The 15,348-nt window shown below is 69.4% G+C and carries 15 protein-coding genes; 8 read left to right on the top strand and 7 right to left on the bottom strand.

Annotated elements, in window-relative coordinates:
* Positions 1–54: 54 nt before the first annotated feature.
* From MWM45_RS03390 to MWM45_RS03380, 3 genes are read right to left on the bottom strand one after another with little or no spacing between them, the layout of a single operon-like run.
* Positions 55–1,152 carry an alcohol dehydrogenase catalytic domain-containing protein gene (locus MWM45_RS03390; protein ID WP_247828139.1) on the bottom strand — a complete coding sequence of 366 codons (1,098 nt, stop codon included), beginning with the start codon at positions 1,150–1,152 and terminating at the stop codon, positions 55–57.
* Complete coding sequence (locus MWM45_RS03385; protein ID WP_247828138.1) at positions 1,149–2,603, bottom strand: purine-cytosine permease family protein; 1,455 nt, start codon at positions 2,601–2,603, stop codon at positions 1,149–1,151. Before MWM45_RS03385 ends, MWM45_RS03390 begins: the two co-directional genes overlap by 4 nt.
* Positions 2,600–2,773, bottom strand: coding sequence for a hypothetical protein (locus MWM45_RS03380; RefSeq protein ID WP_156135114.1), 174 nt, complete (start codon positions 2,771–2,773; stop codon positions 2,600–2,602). Before MWM45_RS03380 ends, MWM45_RS03385 begins: the two co-directional genes overlap by 4 nt.
* A gap of 134 nt (positions 2,774–2,907) precedes the next feature.
* On the opposite strand from MWM45_RS03380, the gene MWM45_RS03375 reads away from it, so the two are divergent.
* Entirely contained in the window at positions 2,908–3,705 is a 798-nt protein-coding gene (locus tag MWM45_RS03375; RefSeq protein ID WP_247828137.1) for a nitrilase-related carbon-nitrogen hydrolase, read from the top strand.
* 268 nt (positions 3,706–3,973) lie between these two features.
* Here the strand turns inward: MWM45_RS03375 and MWM45_RS03370 are convergent, their stop codons facing one another.
* Entirely contained in the window at positions 3,974–5,413 is a 1,440-nt protein-coding gene (locus MWM45_RS03370; protein WP_247828136.1) for a glycosyltransferase, read from the bottom strand.
* Positions 5,414–5,642: 229 nt separating this feature from the next.
* Here MWM45_RS03370 and MWM45_RS03365 point away from each other — a divergent pair, with 229 nt between their 5' ends.
* The 5 genes from MWM45_RS03365 to MWM45_RS03345 all read left to right on the top strand — a co-directional run bounded on the left by MWM45_RS03365 (position 5,643) and on the right by MWM45_RS03345 (position 9,952).
* Positions 5,643–5,864, top strand: coding sequence for a hypothetical protein (locus MWM45_RS03365; protein ID WP_247828135.1), 222 nt, complete (start codon positions 5,643–5,645; stop codon positions 5,862–5,864).
* Positions 5,865–6,039: 175 nt separating this feature from the next.
* The gene (locus MWM45_RS03360) at positions 6,040–6,363 is read left to right on the top strand and encodes an NIPSNAP family protein (RefSeq protein WP_247828134.1); all 324 of its coding nucleotides are present in this window, start codon (positions 6,040–6,042) and stop codon (positions 6,361–6,363) included.
* Positions 6,364–6,462: 99 nt separating this feature from the next.
* The gene (locus MWM45_RS03355) at positions 6,463–8,244 is read left to right on the top strand and encodes an AfsR/SARP family transcriptional regulator (protein WP_247828133.1); all 1,782 of its coding nucleotides are present in this window, start codon (positions 6,463–6,465) and stop codon (positions 8,242–8,244) included.
* A gap of 105 nt (positions 8,245–8,349) precedes the next feature.
* On the top strand, positions 8,350–9,186 hold the full coding sequence (locus tag MWM45_RS03350; RefSeq protein ID WP_247828132.1) for a class I SAM-dependent methyltransferase: 837 nt from the start codon (positions 8,350–8,352) through the stop codon (positions 9,184–9,186).
* A 424-nt stretch (positions 9,187–9,610) separates the two neighbouring features.
* The gene (locus MWM45_RS03345) at positions 9,611–9,952 is read left to right on the top strand and encodes a TfoX/Sxy family protein (protein ID WP_269076572.1); all 342 of its coding nucleotides are present in this window, start codon (positions 9,611–9,613) and stop codon (positions 9,950–9,952) included.
* A 248-nt stretch (positions 9,953–10,200) separates the two neighbouring features.
* Here MWM45_RS03345 and MWM45_RS03340 read toward each other — a convergent pair whose 3' ends face one another.
* Together MWM45_RS03340 and MWM45_RS03335 are read right to left on the bottom strand one after the other, a co-directional pair.
* Positions 10,201–11,070: a Rieske (2Fe-2S) protein gene (locus MWM45_RS03340; RefSeq protein WP_247828130.1), complete on the bottom strand. Its 870-nt coding sequence runs from the start codon at positions 11,068–11,070 to the stop codon at positions 10,201–10,203.
* Between the two features lie 99 nt (positions 11,071–11,169).
* Entirely contained in the window at positions 11,170–11,616 is a 447-nt protein-coding gene (locus tag MWM45_RS03335; protein ID WP_247828129.1) for a DoxX family protein, read from the bottom strand.
* Between the two features lie 291 nt (positions 11,617–11,907).
* Here MWM45_RS03335 and MWM45_RS03330 point away from each other — a divergent pair, with 291 nt between their 5' ends.
* The gene (locus MWM45_RS03330; protein WP_247828128.1) at positions 11,908–12,846 is read left to right on the top strand and encodes a pullulanase X25 domain-containing protein; all 939 of its coding nucleotides are present in this window, start codon (positions 11,908–11,910) and stop codon (positions 12,844–12,846) included.
* 115 nt (positions 12,847–12,961) lie between these two features.
* On the opposite strand, the gene MWM45_RS03325 is transcribed toward MWM45_RS03330, so the two are convergent.
* Entirely contained in the window at positions 12,962–14,488 is a 1,527-nt protein-coding gene (locus tag MWM45_RS03325; protein WP_247828127.1) for a PucR family transcriptional regulator, read from the bottom strand.
* A gap of 93 nt (positions 14,489–14,581) precedes the next feature.
* Between MWM45_RS03325 and pxpA the strand changes: the two genes are divergently transcribed.
* A complete protein-coding gene (pxpA, locus tag MWM45_RS03320; RefSeq protein ID WP_247828126.1) occupies positions 14,582–15,325 on the top strand; it encodes a 5-oxoprolinase subunit PxpA in 744 nt (247 codons plus the stop codon).
* Positions 15,326–15,348: the final 23 nt, after the last annotated feature.

Here is a 15,348-nt window from a genome sequence, read left to right as displayed (position 1 = left end):
GCCGCCCTCTGCTGGTCCGGTCCCGCGCCGCGCGCGTCGTCGTCGTCGTCGTTCTCAGAACACGATCACGCTGCGCGCCCGTTCGCCCCGGCGCATCGCGTCGAACGCCTCGTTGACCTCGTCCAGGCTGATCCGGTGCGAGATGAGCCGGTCCACGGGTAACCGCCCCGCGAGGTACAGCGCGGCCAGCCGCGGGAAGTCCCGCCCCGGCACGGTCGAGCCGTAGTTGGAGCCGATGAGCGACTTCCCGCTCTCCGCGAGCAGCAGCGCGTCGATGGACACCGGGCTGTCCTCCGGCGGCAGGCCCACGATCACGGCCTTGCCGCCCGGGGCGATGAGCGAGGGAAGGGACTCGATGGTCTGGACCCGCCCGATCGCCTCGAACGCATACGCGGCACCTCCCCCGGTGATCGCGGCGATCTCCTCCGCGAGCCCGTCCGACGGCACCAGCGTGTGGGTGGCGCCGAACTCCCGCGCCGCCGTGAGCTTCTCCTCGCTGAGGTCGACGGCGATGATCGGGTTCGCACCGACGAGCCGCAGCGCCATGATGATCGAGAGCCCCACGCCGCCGGTCCCGACGACGACGGCCGACGTCCCGGCCTCGACGCCGGCGTCGTTCACCACGGCCCCGAAACCGGTGGCGACGGAGCAGCCGATGAGGCTGGCGACGTCGAACGGCACCTCGTCGGGGATGCGGATGGCGCCGGCTTCGGGCACGACGGCGTACTCGCTCATGGACCCGACGGTCAGGTACGGGAACACGCGCTCGCCGTCGAGGGTGAGCGGACTGCTGCCGTCGGGCAGGAGGCACTCCTCGGACCGGCTGCCCGTGCACACGTAGGACTTCCCCGACAGGCACGCGGTGCAGCGCCGGCAGGGGTAGAACCAGGAGAGGATCACGTGGTCGCCCACCGCGACGTCCGTGACGCCGTCGCCGATCGCCTCGACGGTCCCGGCACCCTCGTGGCCCATCACCGTGGGCGAGGGCAGCGTCCAGTCGCCGTCGAGCACGTGGCGGTCCGAGCCGCAGACGCCCGACGCGCCCATGCGGACAAGGACGGTGCCCGGGGCGGGGTCGGCGACGGTGACGGTGGTCAGATCGAGGTCCTGCGACCCGATGCGGTGGACGGCGGCACGGGAGGTGCGGCTCATGCGCGACCCTCGACGTCCTGCTCGGGAGTGACCGCATAGCCGCCGACGCCGCGGCGGACGTAGAGGACGCGGGCGAGGACGTAGTAGACGATGCCGCCGACGATCGCGGCCGGGAAGGACGCCGTGATGTAGCCGAAGACGGGCAGGGCGGTCAGTGTGACCGGGTTGTAGATCACGAGGTAGAAGGCTGCTCCGACGACGACGGCGGCCATGCCGGCCCAGTTGACGCCTCCGTGGAAGTGGTACGCGCTCTCCCGGCGGTGGCGGTAGAGGTCCTCGAGGACGACGCGCTGGCGGCGCAGCAGGAAGTAGTCGGCGATGATCGCCCCGCACATGGGCGCCAGGAACGCGCCGCTGAGGGTCACGAACACGATGAACCGCTGGTACATGAACCCCGGGAAGAACGCGAGGACGGCCGGCAGGACGAAGAACGCCGCACACAGCCACGCCCACCGGACCCCGGAGAGCAGGGTGCCGCTCGCCTGCCGGATGGCGAGCACCGTGGAGTAGACGATCGAGGACGTGCTGGTGATGTTCGCGAACGCGATGAACAGCAGGATGAATGCGCCGAGCACCGGGCCGCCGAAGGGCAGCATCCAGACCGTCGGGTCGGAATCGCCGAGCGTCAGGGCCGCGGCCATGCCGACGACCTGCGCGATCAGGGTGGCGCCGAACAGCCCGAGGTAGGACGGCCAGAGGGCGGCCTTCGGGGTCTTGGTCAGCCGGGCGAGGGATCCCATGACCGGGTACCAGGACACACCGACGCCCACGTTGAACTCGACGGCGAGGGCGAAGTTGAGGCGCTCGTCCTCGAACGGGGCGAGCGGTGCGGCGCTGGTCAGCGTGTCCCACGAGGTGTTGAGGACGAGGAAAACCATGAGGAAGACGGTCACGACGATCAGGCCCGGCGCGATGAACTTGTTGAACCGGCCGATGGTCACGGGTCCGCGGGAGAGGATCCACCAGGAGACGGCGATCGCGACGAGGGCGAAGACCGTGACCATGAGGCTCTCGGGCCCGAAGTCGGTGCCGAACGTGGAGTTGGAGACCTGGGTGACGGCGCGGCCCACCATGATGGCCAGCAGCGAGGACCAGCCCATCTCGGTGATGAGGATGACGGTGAAGACGAGGATGCCCACGCCCACGAGCCCGAAGACGGGCCGGAGGAGGGTGTACTGCTCCACGCCGTAGCGCTGGCTGGCGACGACGCTGGCCAGGATCATGAACCCGAGGCCGATCGCGTTGCCGATGACCATGGCGGCGACGCCCTGCTGGAAGCCGACGAGCAGCGCCGTCGAGCCACCGACGAGGAACGCCCACGTGGCGATGGCGAGGCTGATGTTGACGCCGGTGAAGTCCGCGCCGTTCCAGATCCGCTCGCTGCGGAGCAGGGGCAGCGAGCCGAGCGAGCCGCCGTCGTTCGTGTCGCTCGTGGTGCTTGCCGTGCTCACAGCGCCAGCACCAGGAAGCCCAGCAGGGTGAGCCCGAGGGTCATGAGGGTGTACAGGCCGAGGTGCCGTCCCGAGAGGGCGGCGCGGGAGGCGTCGTCGTGCTCGTGGGCGGCGATCTCGCCGAGCCTGGACTGCAGATCGCTCGGCGTCGTTGCGTCGGCTGAATCCATGGTGGTTCTCCAATAATCGAATATCATTCGGTTTGGGTACATCGTTGTGCCTATCATGAGGGCTGTCAATGGATCGGCCGTCATGATCTGCGCGAAAATTCCTTCGCCCGGCCGCCCTCCCGGAAGGAGTAGCGGTGCCCGCTCTCGCTGTGCTCCAGGCCGCTGGGACGGTCGACGCCGTGGAGGAGAACCTCCGCCGCCTCGACGGGTATGCCGCCCGCGCGGCCGCCCAGGGCGCGGAGATCCTCGTGACCCCGGAACTCTTCGCCACGGGCTATGCCCCTGCGCTCGTCGCGGAGTCCGACGGGCAGGCCGTCCGGGACGCGCTCGCGTGCATGGCGCGGCGGTACAGGATCGCGCTGGTCGGATCCTCCGTCGAGGCCACGCCCGACGCGCGGCACATCACCGCCTCCCTGTTCGACCACCAGGGCGCGGAGCTGACCCGCTACCGGAAGGCGCACTTGTTCGGCGCGGAGGAACGCGCCGCCTTCACCCCCGGCGACGACCGTCCCGAGGTGGTCCCGCTGCTGGGCATGGGTGTGGCACTCGGCATCTGCTACGACGTCGAGTTCCCGGAATACGTGCGCAGTGCCGCCCAGTGCGGCGCCGATCTGCTCCTCGTCCCCACGGCGGTGCCGGCCACGGGCGATGTCGGGAACCGGCCCCCGGCGCACACCTACAACGCGGAGCGCATCTCGAGGCTGCTGGTGCCCGCGCGGGCCCTCGAGAACGGCGTGTACATCGCGTACGCGAACCACACGGCGCCCGGCTTCACGGGGCTGAGCTGCATCGCGAGCCCGTACGGGACGTTCCTCGGCCTCGCCGGGGACGGCGAGGAGCTGCTCTTCGCCGGCGTGGACCAGGCGGAGGTGCGCCGCGCCCGGGAGCTCAACACCTACCTGACGTGCCGGCGTCCGGAGCTCTTCGCCTGACGTCCCGTCCTGCGGGCGGCAGGCGACGGCGAAGATGGTCACCTCAGCCTGCCTGGCTAACGTCCGACCCTGTTGCGTGTCCTATCGGTTCAGTCGCCCGGCGTTAGAGCCCCTCCGACTCTTGGTCGTCCGGAGGCGCGTCGGCACCTGCGACGAGTTCATCCTGTGGAAAGAGCGATCCATTTTCTGGATGACGGCAACATCATTGATCAGGACCACGGCGCCCCGTTCGTGGCGCCGGTTAGCTCGTCCCGAGGGCTGGAGCACTTCACGGACGACCCGGGTGAGGGTGAGCCCCTGTCGACTGGCCCCGGCCAGGCCGGAACGGATAGGACCGGCCTTGATGCGCGCGTGGGTGATGATCGATTCGACGAGCCTGCGTTCCGGAGAGTCGAGCGGCATCCCTCGGTCCGTGCAGTAGATCCGGGGGAGGTCCGGCCTGAGCGGTTTCCAACTCACGAGCGATCATCGGCAGGGCATCGAACCGTGAGAATTCGCCGGCCAGGCGCCGGGCGGCCTCCCGGTACGACGGCTCCTCAAGCACATTACGGACAGCCTTCCTGATGGCGTCCGGCGTCGGCGTCCCCGTGCGGAGGTCAATTCCCGCGCCACTCCAGGCCACGCGCGCTGCCACCTCGGGTTTGTCCTCGCGGTCGCCGGCGACGATCACCGGTAGTCCCTGCCCCAAGGCCCGTTGGGTCCCGCCGTATCCGCCGTTGGTGATCAGCACATCCACGAGGGGCAGCAGGTGGTCGTGGGGAAGGAAATCGGCGACGCGGGCATTGGCGGGAATCTCTCCCGAAGGCACCTGTGTGCCGCCAGTGGTGGCCACAACCAGCACGTCCAGATCCGCCAGGGCGTGCAGGGTGGGTAGGATCAGCCGCCCGGGGTCCCGATTGTCGATGGTCCCTTGGGTGACGTGGATGACGGGGCGCCCCTGCTGCAGGTTCCCCCACCATGACGGCGGATCAAACGCTCCGGTGGCCCGGGGAATCACAGGCCCTACGAACCGCACACTGCGCGGCAGGTCGCTCCGGGGGTACTCGAAGCCTGGGCAGGTGAACTGGAGAAACCTGTCTGCCAGGGACGGCGCGTCAAGGAAATAGGTCGGCAGGGGCCTTCCGGTCACGGTCTTCATCTGCCGATTCGCCTCACCGTGCACGGACCGGAAGACGACCTTCTGGATCAGGGCATTCAGTAGCATGTTCCGCAGCACGCCGACCCTCGTAGGCAGCGGCCGCAGCCCAGGCCCGAAAGGCGCGGTGTCCCTACTGGAAAATGTGAGTGGAAGGATTCCGCTGAACAGGATCGGCGGCCGCGGGTTCTCGGTGAGGAGTGGACCAATCGCGCCGACGAAACCCGACTCGGCAAGGACTGCATCGATAGGAGTTCGGTGGAGTTCGTCCTGCAGGGCCCGGAACTGGTCCGACAGGGTGTCGATGAAGACCGCCTTCATGTCGAAGCGGAGCCGGGCGAGTCCCTTCTTTTCCACGCGTCCGGGGAAGGAAGAGTCAAGATCCCGGTCGTCGAAGTCGCACGCCTTCGGCAGGGCGATGAATTCCAGTCCGGCACCCCGAACGACGTCACTGAATCGAGACCCGGTAAGCATCCGCACCGTATGTCCATGGTCAACGAGGTATCGCCCGATCTCGACCTGCGGCATGACATGCCCGTAGATGGGTGAACTGCAGATGAGATATGTCGACATTGCCACTCCTCATACCCGAGATGGTCCATCAGGGTTGCAGGCCTGCCTGCCATCATTGTCCTCCCGAGCCTGCCGCATTTCCAGAGCCCCGGTCGTCGACGTCCCGGACAGGTGAAGTCCCTGTGCCGTCGCCGAAGGGAACGCCGATCAGGAAGCTGGTTCAGGCGAGTCCCCTGTTCCCCGCACCCTCTGAGAAGGCCTGTTGTGCTCGGGAGCAGGGAGGCCGCGCGTGGACTGGGAACACCAATTTCACATGGGAGCGCCGGCCCGCATCCCCACGTCTTACTCCCTGCAGGTCAAGAGCGCCTCCGCCCGCCGGCTGCACTTCTGGCGTGGCAACGACGGCAAGATCACCCTTGCTACCGTCGGCGTCCACGGTGATGATTGCATCCCCCGCACCGAGGGTTCCGGGCATCCGGGCTCCTTTCGGACGGTGAGCATCACCCCATGATTTCCCGTACCACCGACATTCCTCATCTGTCGCAGCAAGGACCGATATCGTCTCCGACGATCGGAACGGCCGGCCCTATGAATTGCACGGTCCACGGAAGTAGTCCGCCCTGAAAGCGCTCCACCGTGGGCTTAGTGTGGATCTGACCACCAGCCCAACAACCACCGGGAGAACCATGACCTACGAACTCCGCACCTACACCGCCAACCCCGGCAAGATGGACGCCCTCGTGGAGCGTTTCCGCTCCTTGACCATCGGCCTCTTCACCGAGCACAACATGAAGAGCCTCGGCTACTGGACGCCGGTGGGGACCGACGACGTCCTCGTCTATCTGCTCGAGCACGACGGCGACCCGAAGGCCAACTGGGCGGCGTTCGGCGCCGACCCGCGGTGGACCGAGGCGAAGGCGGCGTCGGCGACGGACGGCGCGTTGACGGCGAGGATCGACTCGGTCATGCTCGAGGCGACGGACCTGTACCCGGTGGCGCAGGCGCGATAGGCCGCAGCTCCTCCTGCCGTTCCGGCCGCTCCCGCTGTTCCTGCCGTTCCTGCACCTTTGGCCGTTCCGTCGATCGGCCTCCGGATCTACAGTGGGGCCATGCCCGGGATCGACATCCAGCTCCTCGGACTCCCCACCATCACCCGACCCGACGGCGAGGGTCCGCAGCCCCGCGGCCGGAAGGCGTGGGGCCTGCTCGCCTACCTCCTGCTGCACGATATGCCCACCCCGCGGAACCAGCTGGCGGCGCTGCTGTTCCCCGACGCCTACGATCCCCTCGGAGCCCTCCGCTGGCAGCTGTCCGACCTGCGGAGGGTCCTGGGCACCAGGGCTTCACTCGGCGGCGACCCGCTCATGCTGCGGATCGCGTCGTCGCGGGTCGACGTCCTGAGGAGGCTGGTGCCGACCCCCGGATCGATCCTCAGCGCCGAACTGCTCGAGGGATACGACTTCACAGACTGTCCCGCCTTCGACGGCTGGCTGACCATGGAGCGGCACCGCTTCCGGCACGCCGTCGAGACCGCGGTCTACGACGGCGGTCTGTCCGCGCTGGCGAACGGCGACACCGAGGGCGCCATCGCACTTGCCACACGCGCCGTCCAGCTCGACCCCCTCAACGCCGACTTCCATGCCCTGCTCGTCCGTTCGCTCATGGAGGCGCGCGATGAACCCGAGGCCCGCCGGTGCGCCGACCGCTGCCGGGGCGTCTTCGCCGAGGAACTGGGCGAGGGCCTGCCCGCGGAGGTGCAGCGTGCCCTCGCCGCGCCGGTCGTGCCCTCGAGCACCCTGCCCGCGACCACCCTCACCGTCACCTCCTACCTCGAGGCGGCGAAGGCGTGCCTGTCCGCGGGAGCCCCGGGGACGGCACTCTCGCACCTGCGCGTCGCCACGGGCCTCGCACAACGCATGGGCGACCGCGCCCTCCAGGCGGAAACGCTCCTCGCCCTCGCGGAAGCGCTCACCCACGGCGCGGGCGGGCGCGGCGCGGAGGTCGCGGACCTCCTCCACCGCGTGCTGTCCCTCTCCCGGAACGGCGACCCCGCGGTCCGATCAGCCGCGTACCGGGAACTGGGCTTCCTCGCCGTGCAGCGGGGGTTTCCTGCCAGCGGAGCCCGATGGCTGGCGAAGGCCGTCGCGGCCGCGCGGGCCCTCCCCGATCAACGGGCCAAGGCGCTCGGCGTGATGGGGATGCTCGCGACGGACACGGCCGACTACCCCGGCGCCGTCGTCGTCCTCACCGAATCGGTCCGCCTCAGCGTCGGCCTGGCAGCCGTCCGGCAGGAAGCCTTCGCGACGACGATGCTCGGACGGGTGCATCTCCTGACCGGCCGGGCGCGCCGGGCCGCCGTCGAACTGGATGCTGCCCTGGCCCTCGTCACACAGGAGCACTGGACGGCCTTCTCCCCCTTCGTCGAGGCGCTGCGCAGCGAGGCGTACCTCGCGCGGGGCGAGGACCGGGCGGCGGAGGGCCTGGCCGACCACGCGACGGCGCTCGCCGGGTCCTTCGGTGACCGCTGCTTCATGGATGCTGCCGCGCACGCCAAGGCCTCCGTGCTGCTGGCCCGCGGCGACGTCGCGGGGGCAGCCACGTGGATCGACCGCGGGGTGCAGCCCCATCCCTGGTACCGGTGGTTCCGCGGCCGGAACCTCGACCTCGCGACGACCGCCGCAATGTCCGACAACCCGCCCCAGGCTCTGCGGTTCGCGCAGGAGCTCGGTGAGCGCTCCAGCCGCTACGGGCACCGGGAACTGACGGTCCGCTCCTACTCCAGCCGGGCCCTCCTGGGCGACGACGGCGCTGCCGCCACGATCCGGGTCCTGGCGCAGGGCATCGAGAACCCGGCGCTGACCGAGCATCTGGCCCGCCGCCACCAGCTCTGAGACCGGGGCCCGTCACACGGTTCGTCACACGCTGCGCCGTGACACTGATGCGGTCAGGAACAGCACGCGGCGGAAACGCCGCCACGACAGAGGAAGGTCATCATCATGACCGAAGTACGAACCAACCCCGACGCCGACAGGGAACTGAAGGCGCGCCACCGTGCACTGTGGGCACAGGGCAACTACGCCGCCGTCGCGGCCCAGATCATCCCCGCCCTCGGGCGCGTCCTGGTCGATGCCACGGACATCACCGCCGGGCAAAAGGTCCTCGACGTCGCCGCCGGCACCGGCAATGCCGCCATCCCGGCAGCGGAGCGGGGCGCCACCGTCACGGCGTCGGATCTCACACCCGAGCTCCTCGACATCGGTCGGCAGCTCGCGCGGGACCGCGGCGTATCCCTCGATTGGGACGTCGCCGACGCCGAGCACCTCCCCTACGACACTGGCGCGTTCGACGTCGTCGTGTCCTGCGTCGGGGTGATGTTCGCACCCCACCACCGGGAGACCGCCGACGAGTTGCTCCGGGTGTGTGCGCCGGGCGGGACCGTCGGACTGATCAACTGGACGCCCGAGGGCTTCATCGGCCAGATGTTCGCGACCATGAAGCCGTACGCCCCGCCGCCGCCTCCCGGCGCCCAGCCTCCTCCCCTGTGGGGGCGGGAACAGCATGTGACGTCGCTGTTCGGTGACCGGGTGACGGATCTGCAGGCCGAACGACGGCGGCTCCAGGTGGACCACTTCGAGTCGTCGCGTGATTTCCTGGACTACTTCAAGACGAACTACGGGCCGACGATCGGCGTGTACAAGTCGCTGGCCGCATCGCCCGACCGCGCTGCCGCCCTCGACGCAGAGCTGATTGCGCTCGCGGAGCGGTTCGGTTCCGGGGCGGGCGGCCGGTCGATGGACTGGGAGTACCTGCTGGTCACGGCCAGGCGGAGCTGAGCGCCCGGGCCTGTAGCGGGCGGATCGTCGGGGCCGATCCCGGCGTCGGTCCGGGACTCCGGTTCCGGACTTCGGTGCGTCGTAGTCCCCATCCCGGGGGCTTCGACGCCGGATTCGTCGATCTGACGGCGTGTCGCGCGACGACACACGGCTACCTCCCCCGAAGCCCCCGGAAGCGGTACGGGTCCGGGGGTGGACCCATCTGCCGGGCCCGAGGCATGGCGTCAGCCCGCGTGCGGCAGCGACCCGTCAACCCGTCCCGCCGCCGTGCGCTCCCTTGACAGCGGCCGGCGTCGACTTCGTAGTCTGCGTGTACGCCGAGCAAAGGAGCGACTGTGGGCACCCTGCACCCCCTTCGACAGGACACCGTCCATGGGCTTCACCCGGATGACGATCGGCAGGGCTTCAACGCCGGGGGCGGTCGGTGATCGGCCCCGCGGACCCGCGTGACACCCTGTCGCAACGGCTCCGGGACATCCTCGCGTCACACCCGAACGTACGTGAGGTACGCATGTTCGGCGTCCAGTCCTTCATGGTGGATGGCCGCCTCGCCGTCGCTGCCGATCGTGACGGGGGCCTGCTGGTCCGCACCGATCCTGCCGACCACGACGATCTGCTGCGGCGTGGCGCGCTACCGGCGCAGATGGGAGGCGACCGGCCCATGGGTCGTGGGTGGCTCACTGTGCCGAGCGTGAGGATCAGCGACGAGGCCGACCTCGCATTCTGGGTCCAGGTTGGCATCGACTCCCGCAGCGGGCAGGGCTGACCTGCACGAGGAGCAGGTCAGTTCCGTCCATCCGCCGGTCGCGCCAACACCCGCTGGACCGCAGCGTCCGCGTCGCCGAAGTCCCTTCCCGGGGACTTCGGAGCCGGATGCGTCCAACTGACGGCGTGTCCTGGCACGACACGCTATTGCAGTCCTCGAAGCCCCCGGAACCGGTACAGGCACAGGCTGGTACAGGCCCTGAGCAGTACCAGCCCGGTCGCTGCACCGAAGCCGCCAGGCCCGGGGCGTCAGCCCGCGTGCGGCAGCGACACCTCGACCCGGCCCGCCACCACGCGGGTCCTGAACGACGGCTGAGGCGACGTCGCAGGGCCCTGAGTGACCTCGCCGGTCCTCAGCGAGAACGTGCTGTTGTGCCAGGGGCAGACCACGCAGGCGTTGCCACCGTCGTACGTCAGCTTGCCTTCGTTGAGCGGGCCGGAAAGGTGGCTGCAGGTGTCGGACAGGACGGAGACGTCGTTGCCCTGGCGGAGGACGACGAGCGGGACCTCGCCGAGCATCTTCCGCTCGAGCTTCCCCTCGGGGAGGTCGGCGAGCGCACCGATCGCATGCCAGCCGGGTTCCACGCGGTGCGGGACGTCCTCGGCGTGATTGGCGCCCAGCGACTGCCGGTAGGACATATGCCCGCCGAGGAATCCACCGGCGGAGACGACGGCGAGGCCGGTGTAGGAGAGCACCTTGCCGGACCTGCCGCGGAGTCGCTGGACGAGGGAGAGCGTGTACAGCCCGACGGCGGCGATGTTCGCCGCAGCGTGCACGATGCCGACGCGCTGCTGCTGTTCGTGGCCTTCCGACCAGTCGGTCCAGCCAGCCAGGGCCGTGGGGCCGGCGGTGACCACTCCGGTGCCGATCAGGATCGCCGACGCCTTCGTCGAGCCGGGGATCGCATCGAGGATGGCCGCCGAGAACCAGGTGCCCGTCGGCACGAGGATCATCAGCGGATGCAGCGGGTGGCCGATCGGCACACCGTGGAGGATGTCACGGAGCGCGCCGGGCTTGATCACGGCCTGCACGAGGTCGCGCATCGTGGTGACGATCGGGTCGAGTCCGGTGGCGTTCTCGAGCTTCTCGACGGATTGCAGGGGGCGGAGGGTCTTCATGGTGTCTCCTCGAGGTGCGGGTGGGCAGCAGCGGAGCTATCGCCTGATTTTCGAAGCATACTGAGGAATGCCGGTCTGCGCAGTCGAATCCGGTGCGGCCTACCGGGGTCGCCTCTCGCTCCGGAACGTCCGCCGGTCACGCCACGCGCCGGTGGACCACAGGGCCCACACCACGAGCACGGGCTGGAAGAACAGGCGGGTGAGGCGGGCGCCGTCGGTATCGAGCCCGAACGCACTGACGCCGTCGACGTACTGGGCTATGTTGCCGGGGAAGATCGCGACGAAGAAGGCGGCGACCACCCAGCCGACGATCACCCGGTAACGGCCGAGGCCCACGAGCGCGGCGCCGAGCACCAGTTCGACGACGCCCGACGCCACGACCACCACGTCCGTATCGAGGGGCAGCCAGGCCGGGACCTGCGCGGCGAACTCGGTCCGGGCGATCGTCAGGTGGGCCGTGCCGGCGAACAGGAGGAATGCGCCGAGGACCATGCGCGCCGTCGTCCTCGCGGCGGACGTGCGCTTCGAAGCTGCGAGGGACGCCATGCTGCGCACGATAGCAGCTGCGTTTCCGTCGCCCCTCCTGCCTGCGGCGAGTAGTCGGCGGAGAGAAACGGGTAGTTGCACGGTTCTTCTCCGCGGACCGCTCCTCCTACTCTGGGGACCGGACCGGCATCGCCGGTCTCGAGCGCACCGGTCGGTCAGATGGGGGAAGATGACGGCGCCTGCCTGCAGGAAGAAGCGCCGTCCTGACGATAAAATCAGGGTGCTGTCGTCATCGGACCTCGAACCACGTACCCTGCCTCTTGTAAGAATCCCGCCCGGATCCCATCCGCCATGAGCGCGGGCGACCGGTCACGATGGCCGGCAGTCAGCCGCAGGAACACCACGAAGGAGATCGTCATCGCCCCCCGCAACAGCACCAATGCCCGTCTGCGCACCACTCTCGCCCTGCTAGCCGACCACCAGGCATCCGGCTCCGTCGTCGCGCCCAGCGAGCTGATGGCCAAGGCCGTCGCGGAAGTACCGTTCGATGACAAGGAAGCGGAGCTCCTCGCCGGCGGCGTCCCCCGCGGGTTCAAGGCACTGACGACGGCGACGTCGAAGCTCGTGAAGGCAGGCTGGCTCGTCAAGGGCCGCAGCGGCTGGACCGCCACCGACGAGGGCGTCCGCGCCGTCGCGGCTTTCGCCGACCCGGAGCAGTTCGTCAACGCCATGATCAGCGGTGCTCCCGTGCCGGAGCAGGCCGAGACCGTCGTCCACGCCCCCCAGGCCCCCGAGCAGCTGGACGAGGAGGCGCAGGCATCCTCGACCGGGGAACCGACGACGCCGGACATCGCCCCGACCCCCGAGGTCTCGTCCGACGCCGTGACGGAGGAGGCTCCGCCCGAGCTCGTCGCTGCCGCCGCCGAGGCGCTCGCCGCGTCGCCCACCGATGCGCCCTCGGGTTCGACCGCCGACCTCGCGTGGCAGGACCAGCCCCAGTCCGTGGCCCTGTCCGGCGACTTCGCCCCGCTCTTCGGCGACGCCGGCCACTGGAGCACGGAGCTCCGCGAGCTGCAGTTCGCCTGGGAGCCGACGGAGAAGCTCTGGCTGCACACCCTGCAGCTGCCCGCCGGGACCTACCAGTTCAAGATCCTCGTCAACGGATCGTGGGAGGAGAACTACGGACGGTTCGGCACGCGCGACGGCGCCAACCACGAGCTGCACCTGATCTCCGACACCACGGTGACATTCCGGTTCGACTACGACACGAAGGACATCCAGACCTCCTAGGCCCGGAGTTCTCCACGGCCCCGTCCGCTGCCTCCGGGTGGCGGACGGGGCCGTCGTCGTTCCGGGGTGGCGACGGCCGTCGACGTTCCGGGTTGTCAGCGGCGTTCGGCCGCTGCTAGCGGCGATCGATCAAGGACTCCGCTGCACTGGACCCGGGCAAGGTCCCCGAACGCAGGATCTGCAGCGCCAGGAGGCAGGTGGCCTGGCCCTCGAGCGATGTCAGCGACAGGCGGAGCAGACCCTCGAGCTTCCCGAGGCGCTGGGCCAGCGTGTTGCGGTGGATGAACAGCTTGCCCGCGGTGCGTCCCGGTTGCGCGTCGTGCTCGAGGAACGCCTCCAGCGTGCCGAGCAGATCCACCGAGTGCGCGGCATCGTATTCGATGACCGGCGCCAGGAGCTTGTGTGCACCGGCGCGGGCACCGGACGACGCCGCGGAGGCGATCAGCGCGCGGATGCCGAGATCCGGGGCGCGCACGGGCGCGCGGACCTCCCCGACCATCGTCCCTGCCTGATGGATACCCAGGCGCAGCTCGTCGATCGTGTGGCAGGCACCCTTGAGCACGAGGGGCTGGCCGGGCAGCTCCCGCACACACGCCGCGAGCAGCCCGGTGGCGGCATCCTCCGCGTCCGCACCGTCCAGCGGCCTCTGGGCGAAGGCGTAGAGGATGCCCGACCTGACCTGCACCCGCACGTCGTCGAACCGGGACTGCAGCAGGAGGCGGATACGCCAGGCGTTGGAGAGGTTGCGGCGTCCCGCGGTCGCCGCCAGCACGAGCGTGGGCTCGTGGACGTCCAGGCCGGTGGAGCGGACCGTCCCGGTGAACTCCTCCAGGGCGACCCCGGCCCAGTCGGGCACCTGGTCGAGGAGGATCTCGAGTTCGCGTTCCTTGTGCGTGGTGGTGTGGAGCGCGGTCTGCAGTTGCACGGCGATGATCGAGGCCGCCGGTGCGAGCAGCGTCGCCATGGGGTGGTCCGACGTCGCCTCCCGCACGATCAGCTGGAACGAGTCACCGCTGCCCATGGGCAGCGGGATACTGCCCTGCCCGGCGCCCGGCGCTTCCGCGAGGTCGGCCGGGGTCCAGACCGAGGTCGACGGCGAGCGCGCGATGACCACGCCTGCTGCGTCGACGATGGCGAGCCGGCCCACGGCTGCCAGTGCCGCGGCGTCGAGCACAGCCTGCAGGTGGGAGCCGGACGCGGCGAGCTGCGCACATTCCTGCGCCAGCTCCCAGGACCGATTGACGGCCGTGAAGCGTTCCACCTCGAGGACGTTCGTCACGTGGCGGTGGACCTGCAGGAAAGGAACGGACTGCGGGATCTCCAGCAGCGGCACGTCGAGCGCCGTGGCCGCCCGCACGAGCCCCGGCGGGATGAGCCGGTGCGCCGTCCCTGTCCCGAAGGCGATGGCCGCCACCCGCACCCGGACGAGCCGCTCCACGTAGGCGGTCCAGGTGCGCTGGTCCTCGATGTTCAATCCGATCCCGTTGGTCAGCAGGACGACGTTGTCACTGAGGAACGGCGTCGGATCGATGGTCTCCGCCGGGGCGCACCAGCTGATGTCCCAGCCCAGCCGCTCTACGGACGACGGCGTGTGGAGGCGCAGCTGAAGCGCATCCGCCGCCAGCAGATCGGCAACGATCATGAAGACCTCCTGTGTGCATCGGCCCTCCAACAGGGGATAACAGAGGGCAAACGCCCACTATATCGGCACCCGATCCGTCTCTATGGTTGTCGCATGACGGACGTTGCAGACCGGCGTGGGACGCCGATGATCAATTCGGACATGGGCGAGTCCCTCGGCCTTCACTCCTTCGGTAACGATCCAGCCCTCCTGGACACCGTCGATGCCATCAATGTGGCCTGCGGATTCCACTCGGGTGATCCGGACACGATGGCGGAAACCGTGGCCGCAGCCAAGGAAAAGGGCGTGCTGATCGGCGCGCACCCCGGACTGCCGGATCTCGTGGGCTTCGGGCGGCGGGAGATGAAGCTGTCTCCACAGGAGGTGGAGCACATGATGCTCTACCAGGTGGGCGCGCTCAGCGCCTTCCTACGGCGGGAAGGCGCGAGCCTCAACCACATCAAGCCCCACGGGTCCCTCTACGGCATGCTGGCCAGGGACGCAGACCTCATGAGGGGTGCCGCGCGGGTGGCCCGGCTCTTCGATGTCCCCGTCTACGGCATTGCGGGCACCGCCCATCAGGCCGTCTGCGAGGAACTCGGGGTGCCCTTCGTGGCCGAGCTCTACGTGGACCTCAACTACGGGCCGGCCGGCGAGCTCCTCATCCAGCGCCGCCCGGAGCCGACAGACCCCGACGCCGCCGCACGTCGCGTCACGCGCGCCCTGACGGACGGCGTCGTCGAAGCCTCCGACGGCACGCTGCTCACCATCCCGTTCGACAGCATCTGCGTCCACTCGGATGCACCCAACTCCCCCGCCGTGGCAACAGCAGTCCGCTCCGCCCTCGACGCCCTCTGACCTCCCCCGACACCCGACCCGAA

The sequence above is a fragment of the Arthrobacter antioxidans genome (genome assembly GCF_023100725.1).
Taxonomy (GTDB): Bacteria; Actinomycetota; Actinomycetes; order Actinomycetales; family Micrococcaceae; genus Arthrobacter_D; species Arthrobacter_D antioxidans.
This window is presented reverse-complemented; position numbering and strand designations above follow the sequence as displayed.

Excerpts from the sequence above, each read along its gene's own strand:
- MWM45_RS03390 (WP_247828139.1), bottom strand. The coding sequence starts at position 1,152 with ATGAGCCGCACCTCCCGTGCCGCCGTCCACCGCATCGGGTCGCAGGAC.
- MWM45_RS03380 (WP_156135114.1), bottom strand. The coding sequence starts at position 2,773 with ATGGATTCAGCCGACGCAACGACGCCGAGCGATCTGCAGTCCAGGCTC.
- MWM45_RS03370 (WP_247828136.1), bottom strand. The coding sequence starts at position 5,413 with ATGTCGACATATCTCATCTGCAGTTCACCCATCTACGGGCATGTCATG.
- MWM45_RS03360 (WP_247828134.1), top strand. The coding sequence starts at position 6,040 with ATGACCTACGAACTCCGCACCTACACCGCCAACCCCGGCAAGATGGAC.
- MWM45_RS03355 (WP_247828133.1), top strand. The coding sequence starts at position 6,463 with ATGCCCGGGATCGACATCCAGCTCCTCGGACTCCCCACCATCACCCGA.
- MWM45_RS03350 (WP_247828132.1), top strand. The coding sequence starts at position 8,350 with ATGACCGAAGTACGAACCAACCCCGACGCCGACAGGGAACTGAAGGCG.
- MWM45_RS03340 (WP_247828130.1), bottom strand. The coding sequence starts at position 11,070 with ATGAAGACCCTCCGCCCCCTGCAATCCGTCGAGAAGCTCGAGAACGCC.
- MWM45_RS03335 (WP_247828129.1), bottom strand. The coding sequence starts at position 11,616 with ATGGCGTCCCTCGCAGCTTCGAAGCGCACGTCCGCCGCGAGGACGACG.
- MWM45_RS03330 (WP_247828128.1), top strand. The coding sequence starts at position 11,908 with ATGAGCGCGGGCGACCGGTCACGATGGCCGGCAGTCAGCCGCAGGAAC.
- MWM45_RS03325 (WP_247828127.1), bottom strand. The coding sequence starts at position 14,488 with ATGATCGTTGCCGATCTGCTGGCGGCGGATGCGCTTCAGCTGCGCCTC.
- pxpA (WP_247828126.1), top strand. The coding sequence starts at position 14,582 with ATGACGGACGTTGCAGACCGGCGTGGGACGCCGATGATCAATTCGGAC.